Raw genomic sequence first — 19460 nt, 5'->3', positions numbered from 1 at the left:
TGGCGGAGAGTCAGGGATTCGAACCCTGGGAACTGTTACCAGTTCAACGGATTTCGAATCCGTCCCGTTCGACCACTCCGGCAACTCTCCAGTCGGCGCGCATCATAACAGCTTTGCCTGATGCGGCGGAAGGGGTCAGCTAAGCTGTCAGCCGAGCTCTACTCCCAGACGCTGCGCTACTTCTTCATAGGCTTCGATCACACCTCCCAGACCCTGACGAAAGCGGTCCTTGTCCATCTTCTTGCCGGTAGCCTTGTCCCATAGGCGGCAGCCGTCCGGGCTGAATTCGTCACCCAGCACGATCTCGCCGTTGAACACACCGAATTCGAGTTTGAAGTCCACCAGGATCAACCCGGCTTCGTCAAACAGTCGGGTAAGGATACTGTTCACTTGCAGCGTCAGCTCCTGCATCCGCTTGAGCTGGTCTGCGGTTGCCCAGCCGAAGGTGACGACGTGGGATTCGTTGATGAAGGGGTCGCCCTTGGCATCGTCCTTCAGAAACAGTTCAAAGGTCGGTGGCGTCAGCGCCTGGCCCTCTTCGATGCCCAGCCGCTTTACCAGACTGCCGGCGGCGTGGTTTCGCACCACACATTCGACCGGAATCATGTCGAGCTTTTTGACCAGCACTTCGGTGTCGGACAGCAGCGCGTCAAACTGGGTCGGAATACCGGCCTCCTCCAGCTTCTGCATGATGAATGCATTGAAGCGGTTGTTAACCATGCCCTTGCGGTCCAGCTGCTCGATTTTCTTGCCATCAAAGGCGGAAGTATCATTGCGAAACAGCAGAATCAGGCGATCCGGGTCATCGGTAGTGAATACCGATTTGGCCTTGCCGCGATAGAGTTCTGTACGTTTTTCCATTATCGGCTCCCGCTGTGCGCGAAAAGTGGTTGGGGCATACCCGTTATGTTCTGCCAGGGCAGCCCCTGGTTCTGTTCGGCCAGGTGCAATTCACCCGACCACCCGGCAAGCGCGCAGTGTAATTCATCCAGTGCCAGCTCCGGCCGGTTGTTCTTCTCGCTTATATGCGCAATCGCCACATGGCAAAGCGATGAGCGATCCATCGCTGCAAGCAGACCCGCGGCCTGCTGATTGCTCAAATGCCCTAGGTCACCCCCAACACGCGCCCGCAGGCTCGGCGGATAAGGACCATTTGCGAGCATGTGCGGGTCGTAGTTGGCCTCGAGAAAGAGACCGTCCAGACCGCGATAACGTTCGATGATCCACGGAGTGATGGTGCCGGTATCGGTCAGAATGCCGAAGCGGTGCTGTCCGCTGTCGAAAATGTACTGGCAGGGCTCGCGTGCGTCATGCGGCACGGCTACCGGCTCTACATGCAGCTCCCCGATGGTAAAAGCCTCGTCCAACCGGATCACCTCGACCGGCACCTGGAAATCGCGCAACGCATGCAGGGTGCCGTGCGTCATGTAAACAGGAAGCTGGTAACGCAGGGCGAGCCGCTCGACACCTTTGACATGATCGGAATGCTCATGGGTGACCAGGATGGCGCTCAATTGGCGCGCACTCAGGCCCGCCTGAGCCAGCCTCTGTTCGGTTGCACGCAGACTGAACCCGCAGTCGATCAACAGACGTGTCTGGCCGGACTCGACAACCGTGGCATTGCCACGACTGCCACTGCCCAGCGAGCAATACCGCATAGGTTATATCCGTTCGATCAATTCAGGTTGGCCTGGATACGCTCGAGCACATCGACCGCTACGCGGGGGTCTGCTGCGGTATCAATGCTCTCGTCCACGGTGACCTGCACATTTCCGCCAACAGCGGTGAGTCGAACCTCGGTGCGCTGCGCTCGATCTTCGTCCGGGGTCTCGTCGCGGCCGAACAATCGGCCGAAGAAACCCGGCTCTTTCTGCTGACTGGCTGCCTGCGCCAGATCGATGTAGTACACGCCGGCGCTGCGATTGAGATCGGCGATGCGTATATCAGCCTGGCTCAGCGCCTGCCCTATCGCCGACCATGCCCGGTTGAAATCACTCTGCAGCGTGAGCACCGGATTGCCTGCGCCATCGCGCGCCAGCGTGGCGCGTGGGCCTGCCTGCGCCGCCATCAGCGAGGTAATCGAAGCTCCACTGCGCGACTGGTTCAGATAGGTCTCGAGCTCTGCCAGCACGGCACGCTCAAGGTTGGCATTGTCAGAATTCTCCGGCCAGTCGGTGCGGCTTCCGCCCTGACTGCGAGACATATGCGTCACGTAGATTTCACTGCTGTCGCCCTGCACTCCAGGCTCGACACGCAGGCGGAAGCGATGCTCCCGGCCTTCAACTGAACGCCCCTCACCGATTGCCGGCAGAATGCGGCGCAGCAATGGATTGTTGCTCTGCAGATCGAAGGCTACCCAGCCTGTCTGCAACTGACCCAGGCTCGGCGTCTCGCTGGCAACTGGCACCTGGTAATCGTTCCAGAACTGGCGGACCAGTGGCCAGGTGTCGCTGGCGCTGCGCTGCGCCTGCACCCAGCGTACCGAACCATTTTGCTGCAACGAGAACTCGGCCGCATCGGCACTGACGATCATCGGCTGCGGACGCGGCAGCTTGAATTTCTCGCCGCTGGCTTCGGCTACAGACTGCCCCGGAACAGGCAGGAGGTCGCCCAGTGGCTTGCTCTCGACGCCCTCGGGAATATCAATTCTCGGCTCGATGACGACACCCTGATAGTCCGACCCACGATCCCGGAAATAGCCATCTTCACCAGCCAGATAACCACAGCCACTCAGACCAGCGAGCAGAGCGAGCGATAGAGCACCCAGTACAGGCTTCATAAACAGTTCCTTGGTATACATGGTTCGAGACGGGCTCACAGGACGCCGCATTCGCGCAAGGCGGCACGGACCGTTTCGTGACAGCGGGGGCTGAGAGAGGTCAATGGGAGACGCAGTGCGTCGACCATCAGGCCCATCTCGTGCAGTGCCCATTTCACCGGAATCGGATTGGATTCGATAAACAGCGCCTTGTGCAGCGGCATCAGCGATTCGTTCAGTTGCCGCGCAAGATCGGCATTGCCATCCAGTGCGGCCGAGCAGAGATCGTGCATGGCCTGGGGCGCGACGTTGGCAGTAACCGAGACATTGCCCTTGCCGCCCATCAGGATCAGCTCGACTGCGGTGGGATCGTCGCCTGAATAGATCGCCATCCGGGCGCCTACCCGGTCGATCAGTTCGCGGGCACGCTGCAGATCGCCGGTCGCTTCCTTGATGCCGATGATGTTGCTGATATCAGCCAGACGCTCGACCGTTTCCGGCAACATATCGCAGGCCGTGCGGCCGGGCACGTTATAAAGAATCTGAGGTATCGCCACTGCCTCGGCAATAAACCTGAAATGCTGATACAGGCCTTCCTGGGTAGGCTTGTTGTAATAGGGCGTTACCAGCAGACAGGCATCGGCGCCGACACTGCGGGCCGATTCTGTCAGCTCAACAGCTTCGCGGGTGGAGTTGGCACCCGTTCCGGCGATCACCGGAATACGGCCGGCGACCTGGTCGACGACGCGGCGAATGGCTTCCTTGTGCTCGGACATATCAAGCGTAGCCGACTCACCCGTGGTACCCACAGCAACGATGCCGTCGGTGCCGTTCTCAAGATGAAAGTCGATCAGGCGCTCCAGAGCCTGCCAGTCCAGCCCGCCCCGCGAATCCATTGGTGTTGCCAGCGCCACCAGGCTGCCTGAAATCATGCAACTGCTCCAGTTGAAACATTGACCCGCAATGGTACTTTCGCCGTGCTGCCAGCACAAGGGAAGCCACACACAATTCGGCGCCGGACACTACTCCTGGCGCGATCACTCAACGGAAGACAAACACCCGATCGAGCCCGAGCAACAGGACATTGATCCAATGGCCCGAGCGCGCGACAATAATGACCCTGACGACTTCTCGTTGCCTGTGCAGCAGGTCGTAAATCAGCTTTTGAGGAACACCATGTCGACCCCCGCTCCACAGAAGGAACAGTTTCTGGTCATCAATGCCCTGGGAGGCCAGACCACTGCGCTGGTCACTACCTTTACCCGGCTGTGCATGGAGCAGCGCTGCCTGATTGTCAGTAGCCGCATGAGCCGCCATGGTACCTGCACTGCATTGCTGCTGCAGGTCAGCGGCAACTGGGACGCGCTGGCCCGCCTTGAGACACTGCTCCTCACGGTAGCCCGCCGCGAGCATTTCACCCTGTCCATGAGCCGCAGCACTACACTGGACGAACGTCCGCAGGCACTGCCCTACAACGTATTCGTCACCGCAGCCCAGCGTCCGGAGCTGTGCGGGGAGCTGTGTACCTTTTTCCAGCAGTTGGAAATAGATATCGAAGAGCTGTTCAGCTTCACCTATCTTGCCCAGCATACCGGGACCGCCATGCTGAACATGACGCTGACCATTGCCATTCCGGCGAAGACCCAGCTGAGCTGGCTGCGCGAGCAGTTTCTGGATTTCTGTGACGAGCTCAACCTGGATGCGGTAATCGAGCCCTGGCGTCCAGTACACTGAACGGACTCGCCCCGAACAACCCCCGCGCACAACGAAAAAGGAGCCTACCGGCATGCCTGTTGAACTGGACCAACCGATACCTGTTTTTTCCGCCCCGGCCACCAGCGGCGTGACCGTCGACTCCGACCAGCTTCGCGGCCAGCAGTTCGTGCTGTATTTCTACCCCAAGGACAACACGCCAGGCTGCACCACAGAGGGGCAGGATTTTCGCGACCAGCACGGAGATTTTCTGGCAGCCAATACGCGCGTGTTCGGCGCATCGCGCGACAGTCTGCGTACCCACGAGAATTTTCGCAGCAAGCAAGGCTTTCCGTTCGAACTGATCTGCGATGCGGACGAGAGCCTTTGCCGCCTGTTCGATGTGATCAAGCTTAAACAAATGTATGGCAAGGAATACGAGGGAATAGAACGCAGCACCTTCCTGATCGATGCCGAAGGTGTGCTGCGCGGAGAATGGCGCAAGGTGAAGGTCAAGGGCCATGTTGCCGAGGTACTCGCCGCAGCTCAGCAACTCAACGGCTGACTACCGAGGGGGCAAGTGCCTAGGGAGCTTCGACCGTGACCTCGGGGTGTGGCTCCTGATCTCCCGGCCAGGCATTGAGCACTGCCTTGAACAGCGTTGCCAGCGGGATCGCGAAGAATATCCCCCAGAAGCCCCACAATCCGCCGAAAATCAGCACGGCAGCGATGATCGCTACCGGATGCAGATTGACCGCCTCGGAGAACAGGATTGGCACCAGCACATTGCCGTCCAGCGCCTGAATGACCGCATAAACGATCATTAGTACCATGAACTCGTTGCCCAGCCCCCACTGGAACAGACCGATGAGCGCCACGGGAATGGTCGCGATGGTAGCGCCGATATAGGGCACGAGTACCGATAACCCGACCATAACCGCCAGCAGCGCGGCATAGTTGAGACCGAGGATCGCAAAACAAACATAGCTGATCACACCCACAATCAGTATTTCCACTGCCTTGCCGCGAATGTAGTTAGCGATCTGCTGATTCATTTCCGTCCACACTTCATTCATCAGCCGCCGTTCGCGGGGCAGCCGGCCTACCAGCCAGGCAACGATCTTCTCGCTGTCCATCAGAAAGAAAAATACCAGAATAGGCACCAGCACCAGGTAGACAAGGATCGTCAGGAGCATCGGCAGGCCCGCCAGGGACTGCGACAGCAACCATTGCCCCAACTGGCCAAGCTCCCCGTTTATTGATGCCACGATCCGGTCGATTTGCCCCGAGGATATCAGCGACGGGTACTGCTCGGGCAGGTGAGCCAGCTGCGCCTGCCACTGCACCAGCATTCGTGGCAACTCGTTGAACAGATTGATCACCTGGCGCCACACCAGCGGCACCACGATACCCAGAAGAGCCGCCAGCGCACCGAGAAATAGCAGGAATACCAGCCACACCGCGAGCGCCTGGGGTACTCCCCAGTTTCTCAGGCGAGTGACCATTCCCTGCAACAGATAGGCGAGCACTATGCCGGTCAAGAGCGGCGCCAGACTGCCACCAAAGCTGATGATGATCGCGAAACCCAGCGCAAGCAGGACTGCGAGCACCACCGCCTCTTCATCCGAGAAATAGCGATGCGCCCAGTTACGAAATACCTTGAACATGCCTGTTGATCTCACTCCTTGCGCAACCAATAATGAAACTCGCTGTCCAGACAGGATGACTCCAGCAACACGTGGCCTGCAAGCTCGCAAAAACGCTGGAAATCTCTCTGCGAACCGGCATCCGTAGCCACTACGTGCAGTATCTGTCCTGCCACCATCGCATTCAGTGCCTGCTTGGCCTTGAGCAGGGGTAATGGGCAGCTCAGCCCGCGGGCATCTAGCATATGGTCAGCGGTCAACGCCGGAGTATCGACAGGCATGCAGTGGCTCCTGATTAACAAGTGCTACAGTATAGCCCCTGAGGGGTCGATGGCAGACAACCCTATCCAACCGGATACGCAGGTGATCATGCATTCCACCAACGCACTACCCATCAAACGACTCAATGCTGCGGTCCTCCGGGGCCTGATGCTCGCCCTGGTTGTCAGCGTTGCCGCGCCGCCGTTGGCCCACGCAGACTACAACCTGCCGTCGCTGGGTGATACCAGCTCGTCGATCATGTCCGCCCGGCAGGAGCACCAACTGGGTCGGGCCTGGCTGTCGATGCTGCGCGGGGCGGTCCCCACGATGGACGACCCCCTGCTCAAGGACTTTATCGAAGGTCATGTCTACAGCCTGGTTGAAACCAGCCAGCTGGCCGACCGGCGCCTGGCCTTCGTGCTGATTGACAGTCCCGAGCTTAACGCCTTTGCAGCCCCTGGAGGCGTGGTAGGCGTAAATGGAGGTTTATTTCTTAACGCCTACACCGAGGCCGAGTTTGCATCGGTGATGGCCCATGAGCTGGCTCACCTATCCCAGCGCCACTTCGCCCGGAATCTTGAACAGCAGGAACGCATGCGCATACCGATGATGACCGCAATGCTGGCCGGAGTGATTCTCGCAGCCGCCGGCGGCGGTGATGCCGGCATTGCAGCACTGGCGTCTACCCAGGCGGCCGCTATTCAGGAACAGCGACGTTTCTCGCGCCAGAATGAGCAGGAAGCGGACCGGATCGGCTTGATCAACCTGGAACGCGCCGGCTACGATCCCGAAGCGATGCCCGACATGTTCGAACGACTGGCGCAGATGGGTCGCTTCAACCGCACACCGCCGGAATTCCTGCTGACCCACCCGGTGACTCAGTCGCGCATTTCCGACTCACGTAATCGCGCCGAGCAGCTGAAAAATGGTGGGCAACGCGACAGTGTCGAATATCAGATGATGCGCGCCAGGGTGCAGCTGCGCCATGAACAGAGCCCGGGGCTTGCAGCGCAGCGCTTTCGCATACTGCTCGACGAACATGAAGGCGACCATGCCGCGGCCCGCTACGGCCTGGCGCTGGCGTTGACCCTTGGCGGCCAGCACGACGAAGCAGTCGGGGTGCTCGAACCCCTTCTCGCGGCTCAGCAGGGCAATGTGGCCGTCAATCTCGCTGCAGCGGAACTGGATATCAACCGCGGCGATCTGGATCAGGCGCTCGCTCGTGTTGACCGACTACTGCAGGTCAATCCTGATAACTATCCATTACAGGAAGCCAAGGCTGACATCCTGCTGCGCGCCCGGCGCTACGCTGATGCGGAGCAGGTGATCAACCGGCTCGCCAGCCAGCGCGACAGCGATCCGGACGTCTGGTACCTGGCCGCAGAAATACGCGGCTTGGCAGGCAACATTATTGGCGTGCACACTGCCCGGGCGGAATATTTCATGCTTGCCGGCGATCTGGACCAAGCGGCCGAACAGCTCGACCTGGCAGCCATGCGAGCGGGGGACGACTATGTCCGGCGCGCGCGCATCCAGGCCAGACAGGAGTACCTGATCGAACAGCGTGCAATTATCGAAAACCTGTGATCAGGCATTCCCAGGCGCATTGATTCGCGCATTGCGGGTGAATTCGAGCATTCGCTCCAGCGGCTTTACCGCGCGGGGGATCAAATGCGCGGGCACATGAATTTCATTACTTCCCTGCTCCAGGCTTTGCAACAGCGTGGGTAGGGTATTCATCGCCATCCAGGGGCAATGGGCACAGCTGCGGCATGTAGCGCCGCTTCCAGCAGTCGGTGCTTCGATCAGAAGCTTGCCCGGCGCCCCCTGTTGCATCTTGTAAAAGATCCCCCGATCAGTGGCCACGATGAAGGTCTCGTTGGGCAGCGTCTGTGTTGCCTTGATCAGTTGACTGGTCGAGCCCACCACATCGGCCAACTCGACGACAGGCATGGGCGACTCGGGATGGACCAGAACTGCCGCATCCGGATACACCGCTTTCAGGTCCAGTAGCGCCTTGGCCTTGAACTCCTCGTGGACGATGCAGGAACCCTCCCAGAGCAGCATGTCAGCACCAGTCTCACGTTGGATGTAGTTACCCAGATGCTGGTCAGGAGCCCAGATGATTTTCTCACCCTTGTCCATCAGATGGCTGACAATCTCCAGCGCACAGCTGGAGGTCACCACCCAGTCCGCCCGCGCCTTCACCGCTGCCGAGGTATTGGCATAGACCACCACGGTACGGTCCGGATGCTGATCGCAAAAGGCGGAAAACTCCTCAATCGGGCAACCGATATCCAGAGAGCAGGTCGCCTCCAGGGTCGGCATCAGCACCTGCTTTTCAGGGCTGAGGATTTTTGATGTCTCGCCCATGAACCGTACACCGGCTACCACCAGCGTACTGGCCGGATGCTCCTTGCCAAAACGCGCCATCTCGAGGGAGTCGGACACACAACCGCCGGTTTCCTCGGCAAGCGCCTGAATGACCGGATCAGTGTAGTAATGCGCTACCAACACGGCGTCACGCGCCTTCAGAGCTTCGCGAATACGCTGTTTGTAATCGGCTTCTTCCGCCGGGCTGAGCGGCGCCACCTGCTTGGCGGCCAGGTGCGCCTGGACCAATACCCGCTCTGGAATCTGTGACATGTGGAAGATCCTTTGATCGTTTCAATGGAGAAATTATACCACGGCGACGCCGTGTGAAATCGCCCTGCCCCGGCGCCCATGCGGCGTTCCTGATAGCTCAAAACGGAACTTAACAACAGCCTACCGGTCGAGAGGTACAGGAGAGATCACATAAACACGAGGAGTTTGCCATGTTCGCGGCCCTACCACGACTGGCCAAGGCGCCGGGCTCTGCCTGGGTTGATATCCGAGGGCATCTGGATCGCCATCCATGGGGATTCTTACCCCTGATGTTGCTCGGCCCACTTATTCCGGCAATCTGTGTCTATATCGGAGCTACGATGATCGGCTGGGCAGTGTATGGCAACGAAGCCGAGGTACAGCTGCTCAGACCTGAGCGGAACTGACGTGGCCGCGGGATCACTCGCCAGCGCGCGCGCCACTGGTCAATACGGGTTGTCGATCAGCTTCGGGCACGCTCGGCGTCACGCAGCGCCTTGATTTGATCATGATTTCGCAGCACGCCCTGGTATTGGCGCTCGACTACCTGACGGACGTCAGCTGGCAGATCCTTTTCGAGCGCGTCCTTGTAACTTTTCTTGGCTACGTCCTCGCCTCGCTCGCACTCATTGAGAATCGCTTTCTCGTCCTTGCCCAAGATCATCGATTTCAGATCCACCCAGCGACGATGCAGGTCACCGGCCAGGCTGGTGTTGTCCTCCGGATCCCCACCCAGACGTTTTACGATAGCCTTCAGCTCCTCGGCCGACTCGCCACACTCTATCGCATGGTCACTGAGCAACGCCTTGAGCTCTGGACGCTTTACATCATCAGCGCACACCTTGAAGCCCTTCTCTCCGTCCTTACAAGTTTCGATCAGATCATTGAGCACGCCGATCGTTTCTTTCGATGCGTTAGAAGTCATATCTTCAGAAGTCATATCTTCCTCCATCCGGTAAATAGCATTCGTGGTGGAACTGACGACGGCCGTCATCCCACACGCCAGAATTTGGACTATGTAGCCGGGTGGAGGTTCAAGGATTGAGCTGACACAAAAGGGGGATAAATAAGTGCTGCAGAATACCTGATCGAGTAGACCGAAACAGGCTGGAGAAGGAAAAAATGGTGGGTCGTGTAGGATTCGAACCTACGACCAATTGGTTAAAAGCCAACTGCTCTACCAGCTGAGCTAACGACCCGGAACGCGCGCTATAGTACTGATTTATCAGATAAACTCAAGTTTTTTTTAAGTTTTTGCATAAAGCGTGGGATCCGCAATACTGGCCGCCGCGAAACCCGCCGCCCGTAATCGACAACTGTCACACAGACCACAGGCTAGGCCGCGGCTATCTGCCTGGTAACAGGAAACAGTCAGACTGTAATCAACCCCAAGCCGTGTGCCGGCCTCAATGATCTGAGCCTTGCTCATGTCCTGCAGTGGCGCTCTGATCCGGAATCCCGAGCCTTCGACTCCAGCCCGGGTTGCCAGATTGGCCACATGCTCGAAAGCATCAATGAAAGCCGGCCGGCAATCGGGATAACCGGAGTAGTCCACCGCATTCACGCCGATGAAGATATCCGTCGCCTCGAGCACCTCGGCCCATCCCAGGGCCAGTGACAGGAAAACAGTATTGCGGGCTGGCACGTAAGTAATGGGGATGCCCTGCTGCAGCGTCTCGGGCACATCGATCGCAGCGTCGGTCAATGCCGAGCCGCCGATGCCGTCCATATCCAGCGTGATCACCTTGTGCGCCGCTACCCGGGCTGATGCAGCCAGCCGGGCAGCCGCATCCAGCTCTGCCCGGTGACGCTGCCCGTAATCAAAGCTGAGCGTGTGGCAGTGATACCCTTCGGCCTGGGCCATCGCCAAAACCGTTGCCGAATCGAGGCCGCCTGAAAGCAGCACTACCGCCTTTTTCGTCTCTGTCATGTCAGTGTCCGGGTTCGTCGTTCCACAGATATTTATGCAACTGCATCTGAAAGCGGACCGGCAGGTTATCCTCGACAATCCAGTCTGCCAACTGCCGCGGGCTCAGCTGTCCGTGGCTCGGTGAGAAAAGCACCTCACCCACCCGCTCAGACAATGCGTATTCGTCCAGCTTGAATCGCGCCCAGTCGTAGTCTTCCCTGCTACACAGCACGAACTTTACCTGGTCCTGCCTGCCCAGTATCGCGATATTCGCATACAGGTTGCGGCTCATCTCGGCAGACCCGGGCGTCTTCAGATCCACCACGCGGCTGACCCGGGTATCGACTGCCGAGACATCCAGAGCACCACTGGTTTCAAGCGATACCTGATAGCCCGCATCGCATAGTGCAGCGAGCAACGGTATGCAATTGGGTTGAGCAAGCGGCTCACCACCAGTCACGCAGATATACCGGGGTGAATAACTGGCTACCTGTGCAATTATATCTTCGAGGCTGCGAACCTCCCCCCCGGTAAAGGCATAGGCAGTGTCGCAATACTGGCAACGCAAGGGGCAGCCAGTCAGACGTACGAAAACCGTGGGTAGCCCCATGGTGCGACTTTCGCCCTGGATGGAATAGAATATCTCCGTAATCCGGAGTGAGCAGCTTGGATCAATTGACATGAATGGTATCCAGGGCTGGACTGCTGAACAGGCAGAGGCCCACAAGGGTTGTCGCTTGCCTTACAAAACAGGCGTGAGCTTGATAACCGTAGAATGAAAGGCGGGTAGTTTAGCCGACAGATGGGCAAAATGCAGGCTCCCAGCGGCACTATGGCCGCACGGATCAATCTCCTGCATTCCCGGCTTTTAACTCAGGCTGTCCAGATCGCGCCGGGCCAACTGGGCGGCCGACGTATTCGGGTGTCTGGAGAGCACTTCCTGATAGAGCTCGATGGCTTTCTCCCGATTACCCAGTCGACGCTCAACGTCGGCGAGCTTGTAGAGCGCATCGGCTTCCTTGCGATGACCCGGATATTCGCTGACCACCCTGGCAAAAGCACGGCCTGCAGAATCCAGATCAGATTCGACCAGGTGAATCTCACCCAGCCAATATTGAGCATTCCCGGCATATTCGCTGTTCGGGAACTTTCTGACGAAGGCACTGAATGCCTGAATCGCCTTTTCGAAATCTCGCGCCTTGACCAGATCAAAGGCCGCATCGTACATCAGTTTTTCACGCTCCGGATCGACCTCGGCCGTACCGGTATTGCCTGGTAATTTTGCTGTTGATTCGTTTTCACCCCCGCTCTGCTGATCGCTGGAGGGAATGTCCCGGTTATCAACCTGCGCCCGCTCTTTACTTGGCACCTTTGGCGCAGCAGCGCCAGCGGACAACCTGCGATCAATATCCTGGTACCGGGCCAGCTGTTCCTCTTCCATCTGCTTGAGCCGGTATTCCTGCTCTTCCAGTCTGCCGCGCAACATGGCGACTTCCTGTTGCAGCTGGTAAACCTCCTGCATGAGCTGGCCCTCGATCGAGGAGCCAGCCTGGGCCTGTACGGTTGCAGGGGTCGACGACTGACTACCACGGGCACCGCCCGCGCTGCCGTCAATGACCGGAACCTGAGCCATTGCCACCAATGGCAATAGCAGCAGGACCGCTGTTAAACCCCTGTAACCTTTCATATGACCTCTTACTTACGCAGTTCTACACGACGGTTCTGGGCATAGGCTTCCTCATCGGAACCCATGGCAGCCGCCTTCTCTTCACCGTAGGAGACCAGCTCCAGCTGTGAAGGAGAAACGCCCTGGCCAGCCAGGTAACGCTGAACGGCAGCGGCACGACGCTCGCCCAGAGCCATGTTGTACTCACGCGAACCGCGCTCGTCAGTGTGACCTTCCAGAACTACGCGATTACCAGAAGCGCGCAGGTCCTTGGCATGCACATCAAGAGCACGCTTGGCTTCTGGCTTCAGCTCGGCACTGTCGAGTTCGAAGTAGAAGGTGGTTACCGCACGCAGCGCGGCTTCTTCGCTGGACATGCCATCGCCAGTTGAAGCAGGCGTGGTGTAACCGGCGCCGGCGTTCGGATCAACCGCGCCAGTGCCACCGGTGTCGCCACCCTTGGAGGAACAACCAACGATAACGCCCAAAGCTACAACCAGTGCAGCGAACTTGCCAAATTTAATTACTTGCATCATAAGACTCCTGGAAAACCCCACATGTTTTAATGTTTTTACACCCTAGGGCAGGTATGGGGACCATGAGGGCACTCGCAGATCCGTGAATTTGGTCGGAATTACCGACCTCGCACGGCCATTGGTAGACACCAGCATGAGTACGCCCCGTCCCTGTTGACGGGTGGCATAAATTAACATGACGCCATTGGGAGCAACAGTAGGTGACTCATCCAATGATGTTTCTGTTAAAACTCTCAGATTGCCGCGCTCCAGGTCCTGGATGGCAATCTGAAAATTGCGGTTACCCTCTTGACGGTGCACCATGACCATGGTGCGGCCGTCAGCCGAGAGTTTGGCATTGGCGTTGTAGTTGCCGACAAAGGTCAGCCGCTCGGTCCCGCCGGTATTGATATTCTGTTTGTAGATCTGTGGTTTGCCACCACGATCAGAAGTAAACACAATGGTGTCGTCGTCCATCCAGTCCGGCTCGGTATCGATGGCGAAATGGTTAGTGATGCGGCGCAATTGCTTGGTGGCCAGCTCCATCACGTAGATTTCGGGATTGCCGTCGCGTGACAGCACGAACGCCAGACGCTCGCCGTTAGGCGACCAGGAAGGAGCGCCATTGAGCCCCTCGAAACTGGTAATGCGTTCGCGCCGACCGGTCTGGATATAGTGTACATAAATTTCCGGACGTCGCGACTCAAATGACACATAAGCGATGCGCTGTCCATCCGGAGCATAGGATGGCGTCAGGATAGGCTCGCGAGACTGCAGCAGCGTCACCTCTCGGGCGCCGTCGTAATCGGAGCGTTGCAGCGTAAACCGGGTGTTATCTGCGGAAAAACGCTCCGCGGCAACGTACAGAAGCTTGGTGTTAAAGGCGCCTTTAATCCCGGTAATTTCTTCGAACACCAGATCGCTCAGGTGATGCGCCATATCACGCAGCTGGCTACGAGTGCCGCTGACGGTACGTGTCAACATCACTTCTTCACGGATCACGCTATACAGACTGAACTGCAACTGGTACTGATCTGCACCGGAATCCTGGCTGATTTGACCGGCGATAACATATTCGACACCGAGAATCCGCCAGTCGCGCGGGAAGATCTGGCTGGCCTGGGTAGGCGTACTCAGCATGTTGCGGCGATCGAAAGGGGCAAACATGCCGCTGTTGCGCAAATCGTTGGCGACAATCTCGGCCATGTCTTCCGGCAGCGGCGTACTGCCCTGCCAGCCGAATGGAACGACCGCTATGGGAGACGCCTTGTCGGAGCCACGGGTAATTTCGATTGCGCCTTGGGCAAATAGGTTCTGCGCCACCACCAACAAGGCGAGAGCGGTTAGCCAGATCTTCAACATTTTCATCAGAATGACAGGTCCTCTGGTTTGAAGCGCAAAGTACGTTTGCGATACAGGCTATCAAAAGTCGCCGGTTTTTCACGTGACAACTGCTGCATTTCCGGAATACGGCCCACGTTTCGGACGGCCTGCACTGCCGACTGGTCGAAACCCGGATCGCCGCTGGTCCGCACGACTACAGCATCAGTGATCTGGCCGGTAGGCAGCATACTGATCACAACGTCGACCACCATACCATTTCGGGCGGAAGGAGGACGCCTCCATTGTTCACTGACGTAGCGCCGAATCAGATCATCGTAGCTGGCCGCGACTTCATCACCTGACAGATCGGCCTGCGCCTGCTGATACTGGGTCTCGTCGGCAAGCAGGTCGGCGAGCGCTTTGGCCCGCGCTTCCTCCTGTGCGCGCTTCTGCTGCGCTGCTTTTTCCGCTTCGGCCTTGGCCGCGGCTGCCTTGCGCTTGGCCTCTTCGGCCGCCTTGCTCTGTGCCTGCTCGGCGGCCTGTTTCTTTGCCGCTTCTTCAGCTGTCTTCTTCCTTGCCGCCTCAGCCGCCGCCTTTTTTGCGGCCTCTTCGGCTGCCAGCTTGCGCGCGGCATCCGCTTTACGCTGGGCCTCGGCCTCCGCCTGCTTGGCTGCTTCGAGCTGCTTGGCCGCCTCTTGCTGTTTTTCCTGTGTTGCTGCAGCCGCGGCCTTTTGCTGTTTTTCCTGTGTTGCTGCAGTCGCGGCCTTTTGCTGTTCTTCGCGTTGCTGCGCCGCCGCGGCTTCCGCGGCTTGCTCCTGCGCCCTGGCAGAGGCAGCCGCTGCTTCGGCCTGTTCCTGTTTCTGCTGGTCGCGCTTGAGCTCTTCAGCCTCATGGCGCTGGGCAGCAGTGCGTGCTGCTTCTCCAGCTATGCGCTGATCCGTCTGCGTCTGCGCCGGACTCTTGGAATTCAATTGCACCAGTGTTGCCTGAACGATCGGCTTTGCCGGCTCGAACTCTGGAGCGCTGCTGAAAGAGACAAACAGCAAAAGTACGACAGCCAGGTGCACGGCTAGCGCCTTGAGCACCGATGCCATGTAATTGCCGGCTTCCGCCTGCCGCGGTTCGCGAATGTTCACGGCGCCTCGGTGATCAGTCCGACGTTGGGTACGCCCGCCTGCTGCAGGGTTGCCATCGCAGTGACCACCAGGCCGTAGTTCGCTTCCTGGTCACCGCGGATGTACACCAGCGTGTCGGGGCGGGCACTGATGATCTTGGTCACCCCTGAGGACATCTCTTCAAGGGAAATGGCGCTATCTGTCTGGGTTTCCGTATCCACAGTCTCGCCCAGATTCCAGTAATAGGTTCCATCGGCAAGCACCGACAGGGTCAGCACCTGCTGATTGCTGTCCGAAGGCAGCACTTCGCTCGCCACCTGGGGCAGATCAACCTTTACGCCCTGATTGAGCATCGGAGCGGTCACCATGAAAATCACCAGCAGCACAAGCATCACGTCGATATAGGGAACGACGTTCATCTCTGCAACGGGTTTGCGTTTCCGGCGTCTGCCTTGCACCTGCATATAGACTCCCGTTTACTCTTCGTTGCCAGCGTGAACGCGACGATGCAGGATGCTCGAGAACTCGTCGGCAAAAGTGTAGTAACGACTGATCAGGGTTTCCGAACGGGCCGAGAAGCGATTGTAGGCAATGACCGCCGGGATCGCTGCAAACAGACCGATCGCGGTCGCGATCAATGCTTCGGCAATACCCGGAGCCACCGTGGCCAGGGTTGCCTGCTGCGCAGTCGCCAGACCGCGGAAAGAATTCATGATGCCCCAGACGGTACCAAACAGGCCGATATAGGGACTGGTCGAGCCGACCGTGGCAAGGAAAGGCAGGTGCTGATCCAGCTTTTCCTCCTCCTTGGAAATCGCCACGCGCATGGAGCGCTGCACCGCGTCCATCACCGCATCCGGATCGACTCCGGCTTGCTGGCGCATCCTCGAGAACTCCTTGAAACCGGCGCGAAATATCTGTTCCAGCCCGGAATTGCTGTCCGGATTGCCGGTCACCTGGCGATACAGCTTGGACAGGTCAATCCCCGACCAGAAACGGTCTTCAAAATCATCCAGCGCCGCTTTTGCCGAACGGATAAAGGAGCTGCGCTGGAAAATCATCACCCAGGACACAATAGACGCCGCCACCAGAATCAGCATTACCAGCTGTACCAGTACGCTGGCTGTGGAAATCAGGTGCCACATCGACATTTGATCAGCTTGCACGCGTTACCTCTCCTCGCTCGGTCTTGCTATCTGTTACCTGCCTGGCCCTGAACGCCTCGTTCAGGGCAGACGGAATTCCTCTGGGCTTATAGCGGTCAGCGCTGACGCACGCAACCAGTACCTCCCCCTCGCACAACATGCTCCCGCCAACCAGCCGGACCTGCTGACGGAACCGGATGCTGGCACGCTTGAGCTCCAGCACCTCGACACTGACTTCCAGCTCGTCATCCAGCCGCGCGGGCGCGTGATAACGGGCGGTCACCGAGTGCACAACAAAAATGATGTTTTCAGCCTGCAGGACACTTTGGTCAAACCCCAGGGAGCGGACCAATTCGGTTCGCGCACGCTCCATGAACTTGAGGTAGTTGACGTAATAAACGATGCCGCCGGCATCGGTATCTTCAAAGTAAACTCGGACTCTCAGCGCGAACGGCAGTCCGGAATAGTCAGCGCGCATAATGTAGAGCCAACCGTGAGATTTGCATAGTCTTTCCCAACCGATATCGAAAATATTTTATCGGTTCGCGTCAGGATCATCGCCCGGCGCGAACAGATCGGAGTTAGGCTGCGTCATCCGCCCCGGCAGATCAAGACCGAAATGTGCGTAGGCGTGGCGAGTCAGCATGCGCCCACGTGGCGTTCTGGTAATAAAACCCTGCTGGATCAGAAAGGGTTCGAGCACATCTTCAATGGTATGCCGTTCTTCACTGATGGCTGCGGCAAGACTGTCGATACCCACCGGACCACCATCGAAATTGTCGATCATCGCCAGCAACAGGCGCCGATCCATATGATCGAACCCCCTGGCGTCGATATCCAGCAGGTTCAGTGCCTGATCGGCAACGCTGACCGAGATGTTGCCGGTGCCACGGACCTCGGCAAAATCGCGGACACGACGCAGCAACCGATTGGCAATCCGCGGTGTGCCACGTGAGCGACGGGCGATCTCGAGGGCACCCAGGGAATCGATCTGCAAGCCAAGTATCAACGCCGACCGCGCAACAATGGTTGCCAGGTCGTCGACACCATAGAATTCCAGGCGCTGGGTGATGCCGAAGCGATCACGCAGTGGGTTGGTCAGCATCCCGGCCCGTGTGGTGGCGCCCACCAAGGTGAAAGGGGGAAGATCGAGCTTGATTGAGCGCGCAGCTGGTCCTTCGCCGATCATGATATCCAGCTGGTAGTCTTCCATTGCCGGATAGAGGATCTCTTCGACTACCGGTGAGAGACGGTGAATTTCGTCGACAAACAGGACATCCCCCGCCTCGAGATTCGTCAGCATGGCGGCCAGGTCCCCTGCCCGTTCGAGTACCGGACCAGAAGTGCTCTTGATCTTGACGCCCATTTCCTGGGCAATGATGTTAGCCAGCGTGGTCTTGCCCAGACCCGGTGGACCAAAGATAAGCACATGGTCGAGCGCCTCGCCCCGCCCCTTGGCGGCCTTGATGAACAGCTCCATCTGCTCACGCACGCTCGGCTGGCCGATATAGTCGGCCAGACGGTAGGGGCGGATCGCCCGGTCGATAACATCTTCCTGCTGCCGCGGCGCGGCAGCGATCAAGCGGTCTTCTTCCAGCATGGATGTCCCGTGCGTTGAATGCAGAAAATCAAACGATGCCCTTGAGCGCGCGACGAATCAACTCCTCGCTGCTCATGCCATCCTCTTCTATCGCGGCAACCGCGCGACTGGCTTCCTGCGGCTTGTATCCGAGCGCAATCAGCGCGCTGACCGCATCGCTGCTCTGCGATACCGGCACCGCATTGCCGCCCTCGCCCGCCAACGGCTTGAACGCTCCAGGCAAGGCTTCCCATGCTTTGAAGCGGTCACGCAGCTCGATCAGCAAGCGCTCGGCAGTCTTCTTTCCTACCCCCGGTACGCGCACCAGCGCACTAGTATCCTGCGCCTGAACGGCACGAATCAGCTCGTCCACCTCCAGACCCGACATAAGAGCCAGCGCCAGCTTGGGTCCGACGCCATTGAGCCGGATCAGCTCGCGGAAAAGCTCGCGCTCGCGCTTCTCGCCGAAAGCGTACAAGAGCTGCGCATCCTCACGCACCACCATGTGCGTATGCAAGGTGACCGACTGGCCCAGCGCAGGCAGCTTGTAGAACGTACTCATCGGCGCATCGAGCTCATAGCCGACCCCCTGCACGTCGAGAATGATGTGTGGCGGCTGCTTTTCCAGCAGCACACCGGTCAATCGTCCAATCATTGAAGCAATTCTCTTGTAAGAGGCTATCGGTGGCGCACGCGACCGCTGCGCAGGCCGAGCAGACCACCTCCCAGCTGCATATTCAATGCGACGGAATGGGCGTGACACAATGCCGCCGCCAAAGCGTCAGCCGCATCGGCCTGGGGCGTACCGGACAGCCCGAGCAACTGGGTGACCATGTGCTGCACCTGTGTCTTGTCCGCTGCGCCGGTACCGACTACGGACTGCTTGATCTGGCGGGCCGTGTATTCATGCACTTCCATGCCCGAATGCACTGCGGCAACTATCGCCGCGCCACGGGCCTGACCAAGTTTGAGTGCGGAATCGGGATTGCGCGCCAGAAAAACCTGCTCGATGCTGAGTATCTGTGGCTCGTGCCTGCCGATCAGTTCACTCAGCCCTTCGAATATCAGTTTCAGTCGACCGGGTAACGGTCCGTCTCCCAGCCGTATGCAGCCGGAGGTGACATATTCGCACTTGCCGGCGTGTTCGCGGACGATGCCGTAACCGGTGGTGCGCGAACCTGGATCTATCCCCAATATCAGGGCCATGGGTTGTTATTCCCGCCATG

The 19460-nt window shown here is 58.6% G+C and carries 24 protein-coding genes and 2 tRNA genes; 4 read left to right on the top strand and 22 right to left on the bottom strand.

What is annotated here, in order from left to right:
• From ABYA88_RS08245 to dapA, 5 genes are all read right to left on the bottom strand, one after another.
• Positions 1 to 90, bottom strand: a tRNA-Ser gene (locus ABYA88_RS08245).
• Between the two features lie 57 nt (positions 91 to 147).
• Entirely contained in the window at positions 148 to 861 is a 714-nt protein-coding gene (purC, locus tag ABYA88_RS08240; protein WP_373186594.1) for a phosphoribosylaminoimidazolesuccinocarboxamide synthase, read from the bottom strand.
• On the bottom strand, positions 861 to 1658 hold the full coding sequence (locus ABYA88_RS08235) for an MBL fold metallo-hydrolase (RefSeq protein ID WP_373186592.1): 798 nt from the start codon (positions 1656 to 1658) through the stop codon (positions 861 to 863). The genes purC and ABYA88_RS08235 overlap by 1 nt, the downstream gene beginning before the upstream one ends.
• A 17-nt stretch (positions 1659 to 1675) precedes the next feature.
• Positions 1676 to 2779, bottom strand: coding sequence for an outer membrane protein assembly factor BamC (bamC, locus tag ABYA88_RS08230; protein WP_373186591.1), 1104 nt, complete (start codon positions 2777 to 2779; stop codon positions 1676 to 1678).
• 35 nt (positions 2780 to 2814) lie between these two features.
• Complete coding sequence (gene dapA, locus ABYA88_RS08225; protein WP_373186590.1) at positions 2815 to 3690, bottom strand: 4-hydroxy-tetrahydrodipicolinate synthase; 876 nt, start codon at positions 3688 to 3690, stop codon at positions 2815 to 2817.
• A 244-nt stretch (positions 3691 to 3934) separates the two neighbouring features.
• Here dapA and ABYA88_RS08220 point away from each other — a divergent pair, with 244 nt between their 5' ends.
• Together ABYA88_RS08220 and ABYA88_RS08215 are read left to right on the top strand one after the other, a co-directional pair.
• On the top strand, positions 3935 to 4492 hold the full coding sequence (locus tag ABYA88_RS08220; protein WP_373186588.1) for a glycine cleavage system protein R: 558 nt from the start codon (positions 3935 to 3937) through the stop codon (positions 4490 to 4492).
• Positions 4493 to 4544: 52 nt separating this feature from the next.
• Complete coding sequence (locus ABYA88_RS08215) at positions 4545 to 5015, top strand: peroxiredoxin (RefSeq protein ID WP_373186587.1); 471 nt, start codon at positions 4545 to 4547, stop codon at positions 5013 to 5015.
• A gap of 19 nt (positions 5016 to 5034) precedes the next feature.
• Here the strand turns inward: ABYA88_RS08215 and ABYA88_RS08210 are convergent, their stop codons facing one another.
• The gene (locus ABYA88_RS08210) at positions 5035 to 6117 is read right to left on the bottom strand and encodes an AI-2E family transporter (RefSeq protein WP_373186585.1); all 1083 of its coding nucleotides are present in this window, start codon (positions 6115 to 6117) and stop codon (positions 5035 to 5037) included.
• A gap of 11 nt (positions 6118 to 6128) precedes the next feature.
• Positions 6129 to 6377, bottom strand: coding sequence for a sulfurtransferase TusA family protein (locus ABYA88_RS08205; protein ID WP_373186584.1), 249 nt, complete (start codon positions 6375 to 6377; stop codon positions 6129 to 6131).
• An 88-nt stretch (positions 6378 to 6465) separates the two neighbouring features.
• Here ABYA88_RS08205 and ABYA88_RS08200 point away from each other — a divergent pair, with 88 nt between their 5' ends.
• Positions 6466 to 7944, top strand: a complete 1479-nt coding sequence (locus ABYA88_RS08200) for a M48 family metalloprotease (RefSeq protein WP_373186583.1) — start codon at positions 6466 to 6468, stop codon at positions 7942 to 7944.
• On the opposite strand, the gene nadA is transcribed toward ABYA88_RS08200, so the two are convergent.
• Entirely contained in the window at positions 7945 to 9003 is a 1059-nt protein-coding gene (gene nadA / locus ABYA88_RS08195; RefSeq protein ID WP_373186582.1) for a quinolinate synthase NadA, read from the bottom strand.
• Positions 9004 to 9173: 170 nt separating this feature from the next.
• Here nadA and ABYA88_RS08190 point away from each other — a divergent pair, with 170 nt between their 5' ends.
• Complete coding sequence (locus tag ABYA88_RS08190) at positions 9174 to 9389, top strand: hypothetical protein (RefSeq protein ID WP_373186581.1); 216 nt, start codon at positions 9174 to 9176, stop codon at positions 9387 to 9389.
• Between the two features lie 56 nt (positions 9390 to 9445).
• On the opposite strand, the gene ABYA88_RS08185 is transcribed toward ABYA88_RS08190, so the two are convergent.
• From ABYA88_RS08185 to ruvC, 14 genes are all read right to left on the bottom strand, one after another.
• Entirely contained in the window at positions 9446 to 9922 is a 477-nt protein-coding gene (locus tag ABYA88_RS08185) for a PA2169 family four-helix-bundle protein (protein ID WP_373186580.1), read from the bottom strand.
• Positions 9923 to 10105: 183 nt separating this feature from the next.
• Positions 10106 to 10181, bottom strand: a tRNA-Lys gene (locus ABYA88_RS08180).
• Between the two features lie 47 nt (positions 10182 to 10228).
• Entirely contained in the window at positions 10229 to 10912 is a 684-nt protein-coding gene (gene queC / locus ABYA88_RS08175; RefSeq protein ID WP_373186579.1) for a 7-cyano-7-deazaguanine synthase QueC, read from the bottom strand.
• A 1-nt stretch (position 10913) separates the two neighbouring features.
• Positions 10914 to 11573 carry a 7-carboxy-7-deazaguanine synthase QueE gene (queE, locus tag ABYA88_RS08170; protein WP_373186577.1) on the bottom strand — a complete coding sequence of 220 codons (660 nt, stop codon included), beginning with the start codon at positions 11571 to 11573 and terminating at the stop codon, positions 10914 to 10916.
• 186 nt (positions 11574 to 11759) lie between these two features.
• The gene (gene ybgF / locus ABYA88_RS08165; RefSeq protein WP_373186576.1) at positions 11760 to 12578 is read right to left on the bottom strand and encodes a tol-pal system protein YbgF; all 819 of its coding nucleotides are present in this window, start codon (positions 12576 to 12578) and stop codon (positions 11760 to 11762) included.
• Positions 12579 to 12586: 8 nt separating this feature from the next.
• Positions 12587 to 13090, bottom strand: a complete 504-nt coding sequence (gene pal, locus ABYA88_RS08160; protein ID WP_373186575.1) for a peptidoglycan-associated lipoprotein Pal — start codon at positions 13088 to 13090, stop codon at positions 12587 to 12589.
• A gap of 45 nt (positions 13091 to 13135) precedes the next feature.
• Positions 13136 to 14443, bottom strand: coding sequence for a Tol-Pal system beta propeller repeat protein TolB (tolB, locus tag ABYA88_RS08155; protein WP_373186598.1), 1308 nt, complete (start codon positions 14441 to 14443; stop codon positions 13136 to 13138).
• On the bottom strand, positions 14440 to 15489 hold the full coding sequence (tolA, locus tag ABYA88_RS08150; RefSeq protein WP_373186596.1) for a cell envelope integrity protein TolA: 1050 nt from the start codon (positions 15487 to 15489) through the stop codon (positions 14440 to 14442). Before tolA ends, tolB begins: the two co-directional genes overlap by 4 nt.
• 38 nt (positions 15490 to 15527) lie before the next feature.
• Positions 15528 to 15974 carry a protein TolR gene (gene tolR, locus ABYA88_RS08145; protein ID WP_373186574.1) on the bottom strand — a complete coding sequence of 149 codons (447 nt, stop codon included), beginning with the start codon at positions 15972 to 15974 and terminating at the stop codon, positions 15528 to 15530.
• A 12-nt stretch (positions 15975 to 15986) separates the two neighbouring features.
• Positions 15987 to 16661 carry a protein TolQ gene (gene tolQ, locus ABYA88_RS08140; protein WP_373186595.1) on the bottom strand — a complete coding sequence of 225 codons (675 nt, stop codon included), beginning with the start codon at positions 16659 to 16661 and terminating at the stop codon, positions 15987 to 15989.
• Between the two features lie 4 nt (positions 16662 to 16665).
• Entirely contained in the window at positions 16666 to 17133 is a 468-nt protein-coding gene (ybgC, locus tag ABYA88_RS08135) for a tol-pal system-associated acyl-CoA thioesterase (protein WP_373186572.1), read from the bottom strand.
• Positions 17134 to 17190: 57 nt separating this feature from the next.
• Entirely contained in the window at positions 17191 to 18255 is a 1065-nt protein-coding gene (gene ruvB, locus ABYA88_RS08130; protein WP_373186570.1) for a Holliday junction branch migration DNA helicase RuvB, read from the bottom strand.
• 28 nt (positions 18256 to 18283) lie between these two features.
• On the bottom strand, positions 18284 to 18889 hold the full coding sequence (gene ruvA / locus ABYA88_RS08125; protein ID WP_373186568.1) for a Holliday junction branch migration protein RuvA: 606 nt from the start codon (positions 18887 to 18889) through the stop codon (positions 18284 to 18286).
• A 23-nt stretch (positions 18890 to 18912) separates the two neighbouring features.
• Positions 18913 to 19440, bottom strand: a complete 528-nt coding sequence (gene ruvC, locus ABYA88_RS08120; RefSeq protein ID WP_373186567.1) for a crossover junction endodeoxyribonuclease RuvC — start codon at positions 19438 to 19440, stop codon at positions 18913 to 18915.
• Positions 19441 to 19460: the final 20 nt, after the last annotated feature.

The organism is Halopseudomonas sp. (assembly GCF_041579695.1).
Lineage (GTDB): Bacteria > Pseudomonadota > Gammaproteobacteria > Pseudomonadales > Pseudomonadaceae > Halopseudomonas.
This window is presented reverse-complemented; position numbering and strand designations above follow the sequence as displayed.

Bases quoted from the DNA above. Each gene is read 5' to 3' on its own strand.
- ABYA88_RS08215 (WP_373186587.1), top strand. From the start codon at position 4,545: ATGCCTGTTGAACTGGACCAACCGATACCTGTTTTTTCCGCCCCGGCC.
- tolR (WP_373186574.1), bottom strand. From the start codon at position 15,974: ATGCAGGTGCAAGGCAGACGCCGGAAACGCAAACCCGTTGCAGAGATG.
- ABYA88_RS08220 (WP_373186588.1), top strand. From the start codon at position 3,935: ATGTCGACCCCCGCTCCACAGAAGGAACAGTTTCTGGTCATCAATGCC.
- bamC (WP_373186591.1), bottom strand. From the start codon at position 2,779: ATGAAGCCTGTACTGGGTGCTCTATCGCTCGCTCTGCTCGCTGGTCTG.
- tolA (WP_373186596.1), bottom strand. From the start codon at position 15,489: ATGGCATCGGTGCTCAAGGCGCTAGCCGTGCACCTGGCTGTCGTACTT.
- ruvC (WP_373186567.1), bottom strand. From the start codon at position 19,440: ATGGCCCTGATATTGGGGATAGATCCAGGTTCGCGCACCACCGGTTAC.
- queE (WP_373186577.1), bottom strand. From the start codon at position 11,573: ATGTCAATTGATCCAAGCTGCTCACTCCGGATTACGGAGATATTCTAT.
- ybgC (WP_373186572.1), bottom strand. From the start codon at position 17,133: ATGCGCGCTGACTATTCCGGACTGCCGTTCGCGCTGAGAGTCCGAGTT.
- nadA (WP_373186582.1), bottom strand. From the start codon at position 9,003: ATGTCACAGATTCCAGAGCGGGTATTGGTCCAGGCGCACCTGGCCGCC.
- dapA (WP_373186590.1), bottom strand. From the start codon at position 3,690: ATGATTTCAGGCAGCCTGGTGGCGCTGGCAACACCAATGGATTCGCGG.
- queC (WP_373186579.1), bottom strand. From the start codon at position 10,912: ATGACAGAGACGAAAAAGGCGGTAGTGCTGCTTTCAGGCGGCCTCGAT.
- ABYA88_RS08205 (WP_373186584.1), bottom strand. From the start codon at position 6,377: ATGCCTGTCGATACTCCGGCGTTGACCGCTGACCATATGCTAGATGCC.
- ABYA88_RS08190 (WP_373186581.1), top strand. From the start codon at position 9,174: ATGTTCGCGGCCCTACCACGACTGGCCAAGGCGCCGGGCTCTGCCTGG.
- ABYA88_RS08185 (WP_373186580.1), bottom strand. From the start codon at position 9,922: ATGACTTCTGAAGATATGACTTCTAACGCATCGAAAGAAACGATCGGC.
- purC (WP_373186594.1), bottom strand. From the start codon at position 861: ATGGAAAAACGTACAGAACTCTATCGCGGCAAGGCCAAATCGGTATTC.
- ruvB (WP_373186570.1), bottom strand. From the start codon at position 18,255: ATGCTGGAAGAAGACCGCTTGATCGCTGCCGCGCCGCGGCAGCAGGAA.
- ABYA88_RS08210 (WP_373186585.1), bottom strand. From the start codon at position 6,117: ATGTTCAAGGTATTTCGTAACTGGGCGCATCGCTATTTCTCGGATGAA.
- ruvA (WP_373186568.1), bottom strand. From the start codon at position 18,889: ATGATTGGACGATTGACCGGTGTGCTGCTGGAAAAGCAGCCGCCACAC.
- ABYA88_RS08200 (WP_373186583.1), top strand. From the start codon at position 6,466: ATGCATTCCACCAACGCACTACCCATCAAACGACTCAATGCTGCGGTC.
- ABYA88_RS08235 (WP_373186592.1), bottom strand. From the start codon at position 1,658: ATGCGGTATTGCTCGCTGGGCAGTGGCAGTCGTGGCAATGCCACGGTT.
- tolQ (WP_373186595.1), bottom strand. From the start codon at position 16,661: ATGTCGATGTGGCACCTGATTTCCACAGCCAGCGTACTGGTACAGCTG.
- pal (WP_373186575.1), bottom strand. From the start codon at position 13,090: ATGCAAGTAATTAAATTTGGCAAGTTCGCTGCACTGGTTGTAGCTTTG.
- ybgF (WP_373186576.1), bottom strand. From the start codon at position 12,578: ATGAAAGGTTACAGGGGTTTAACAGCGGTCCTGCTGCTATTGCCATTG.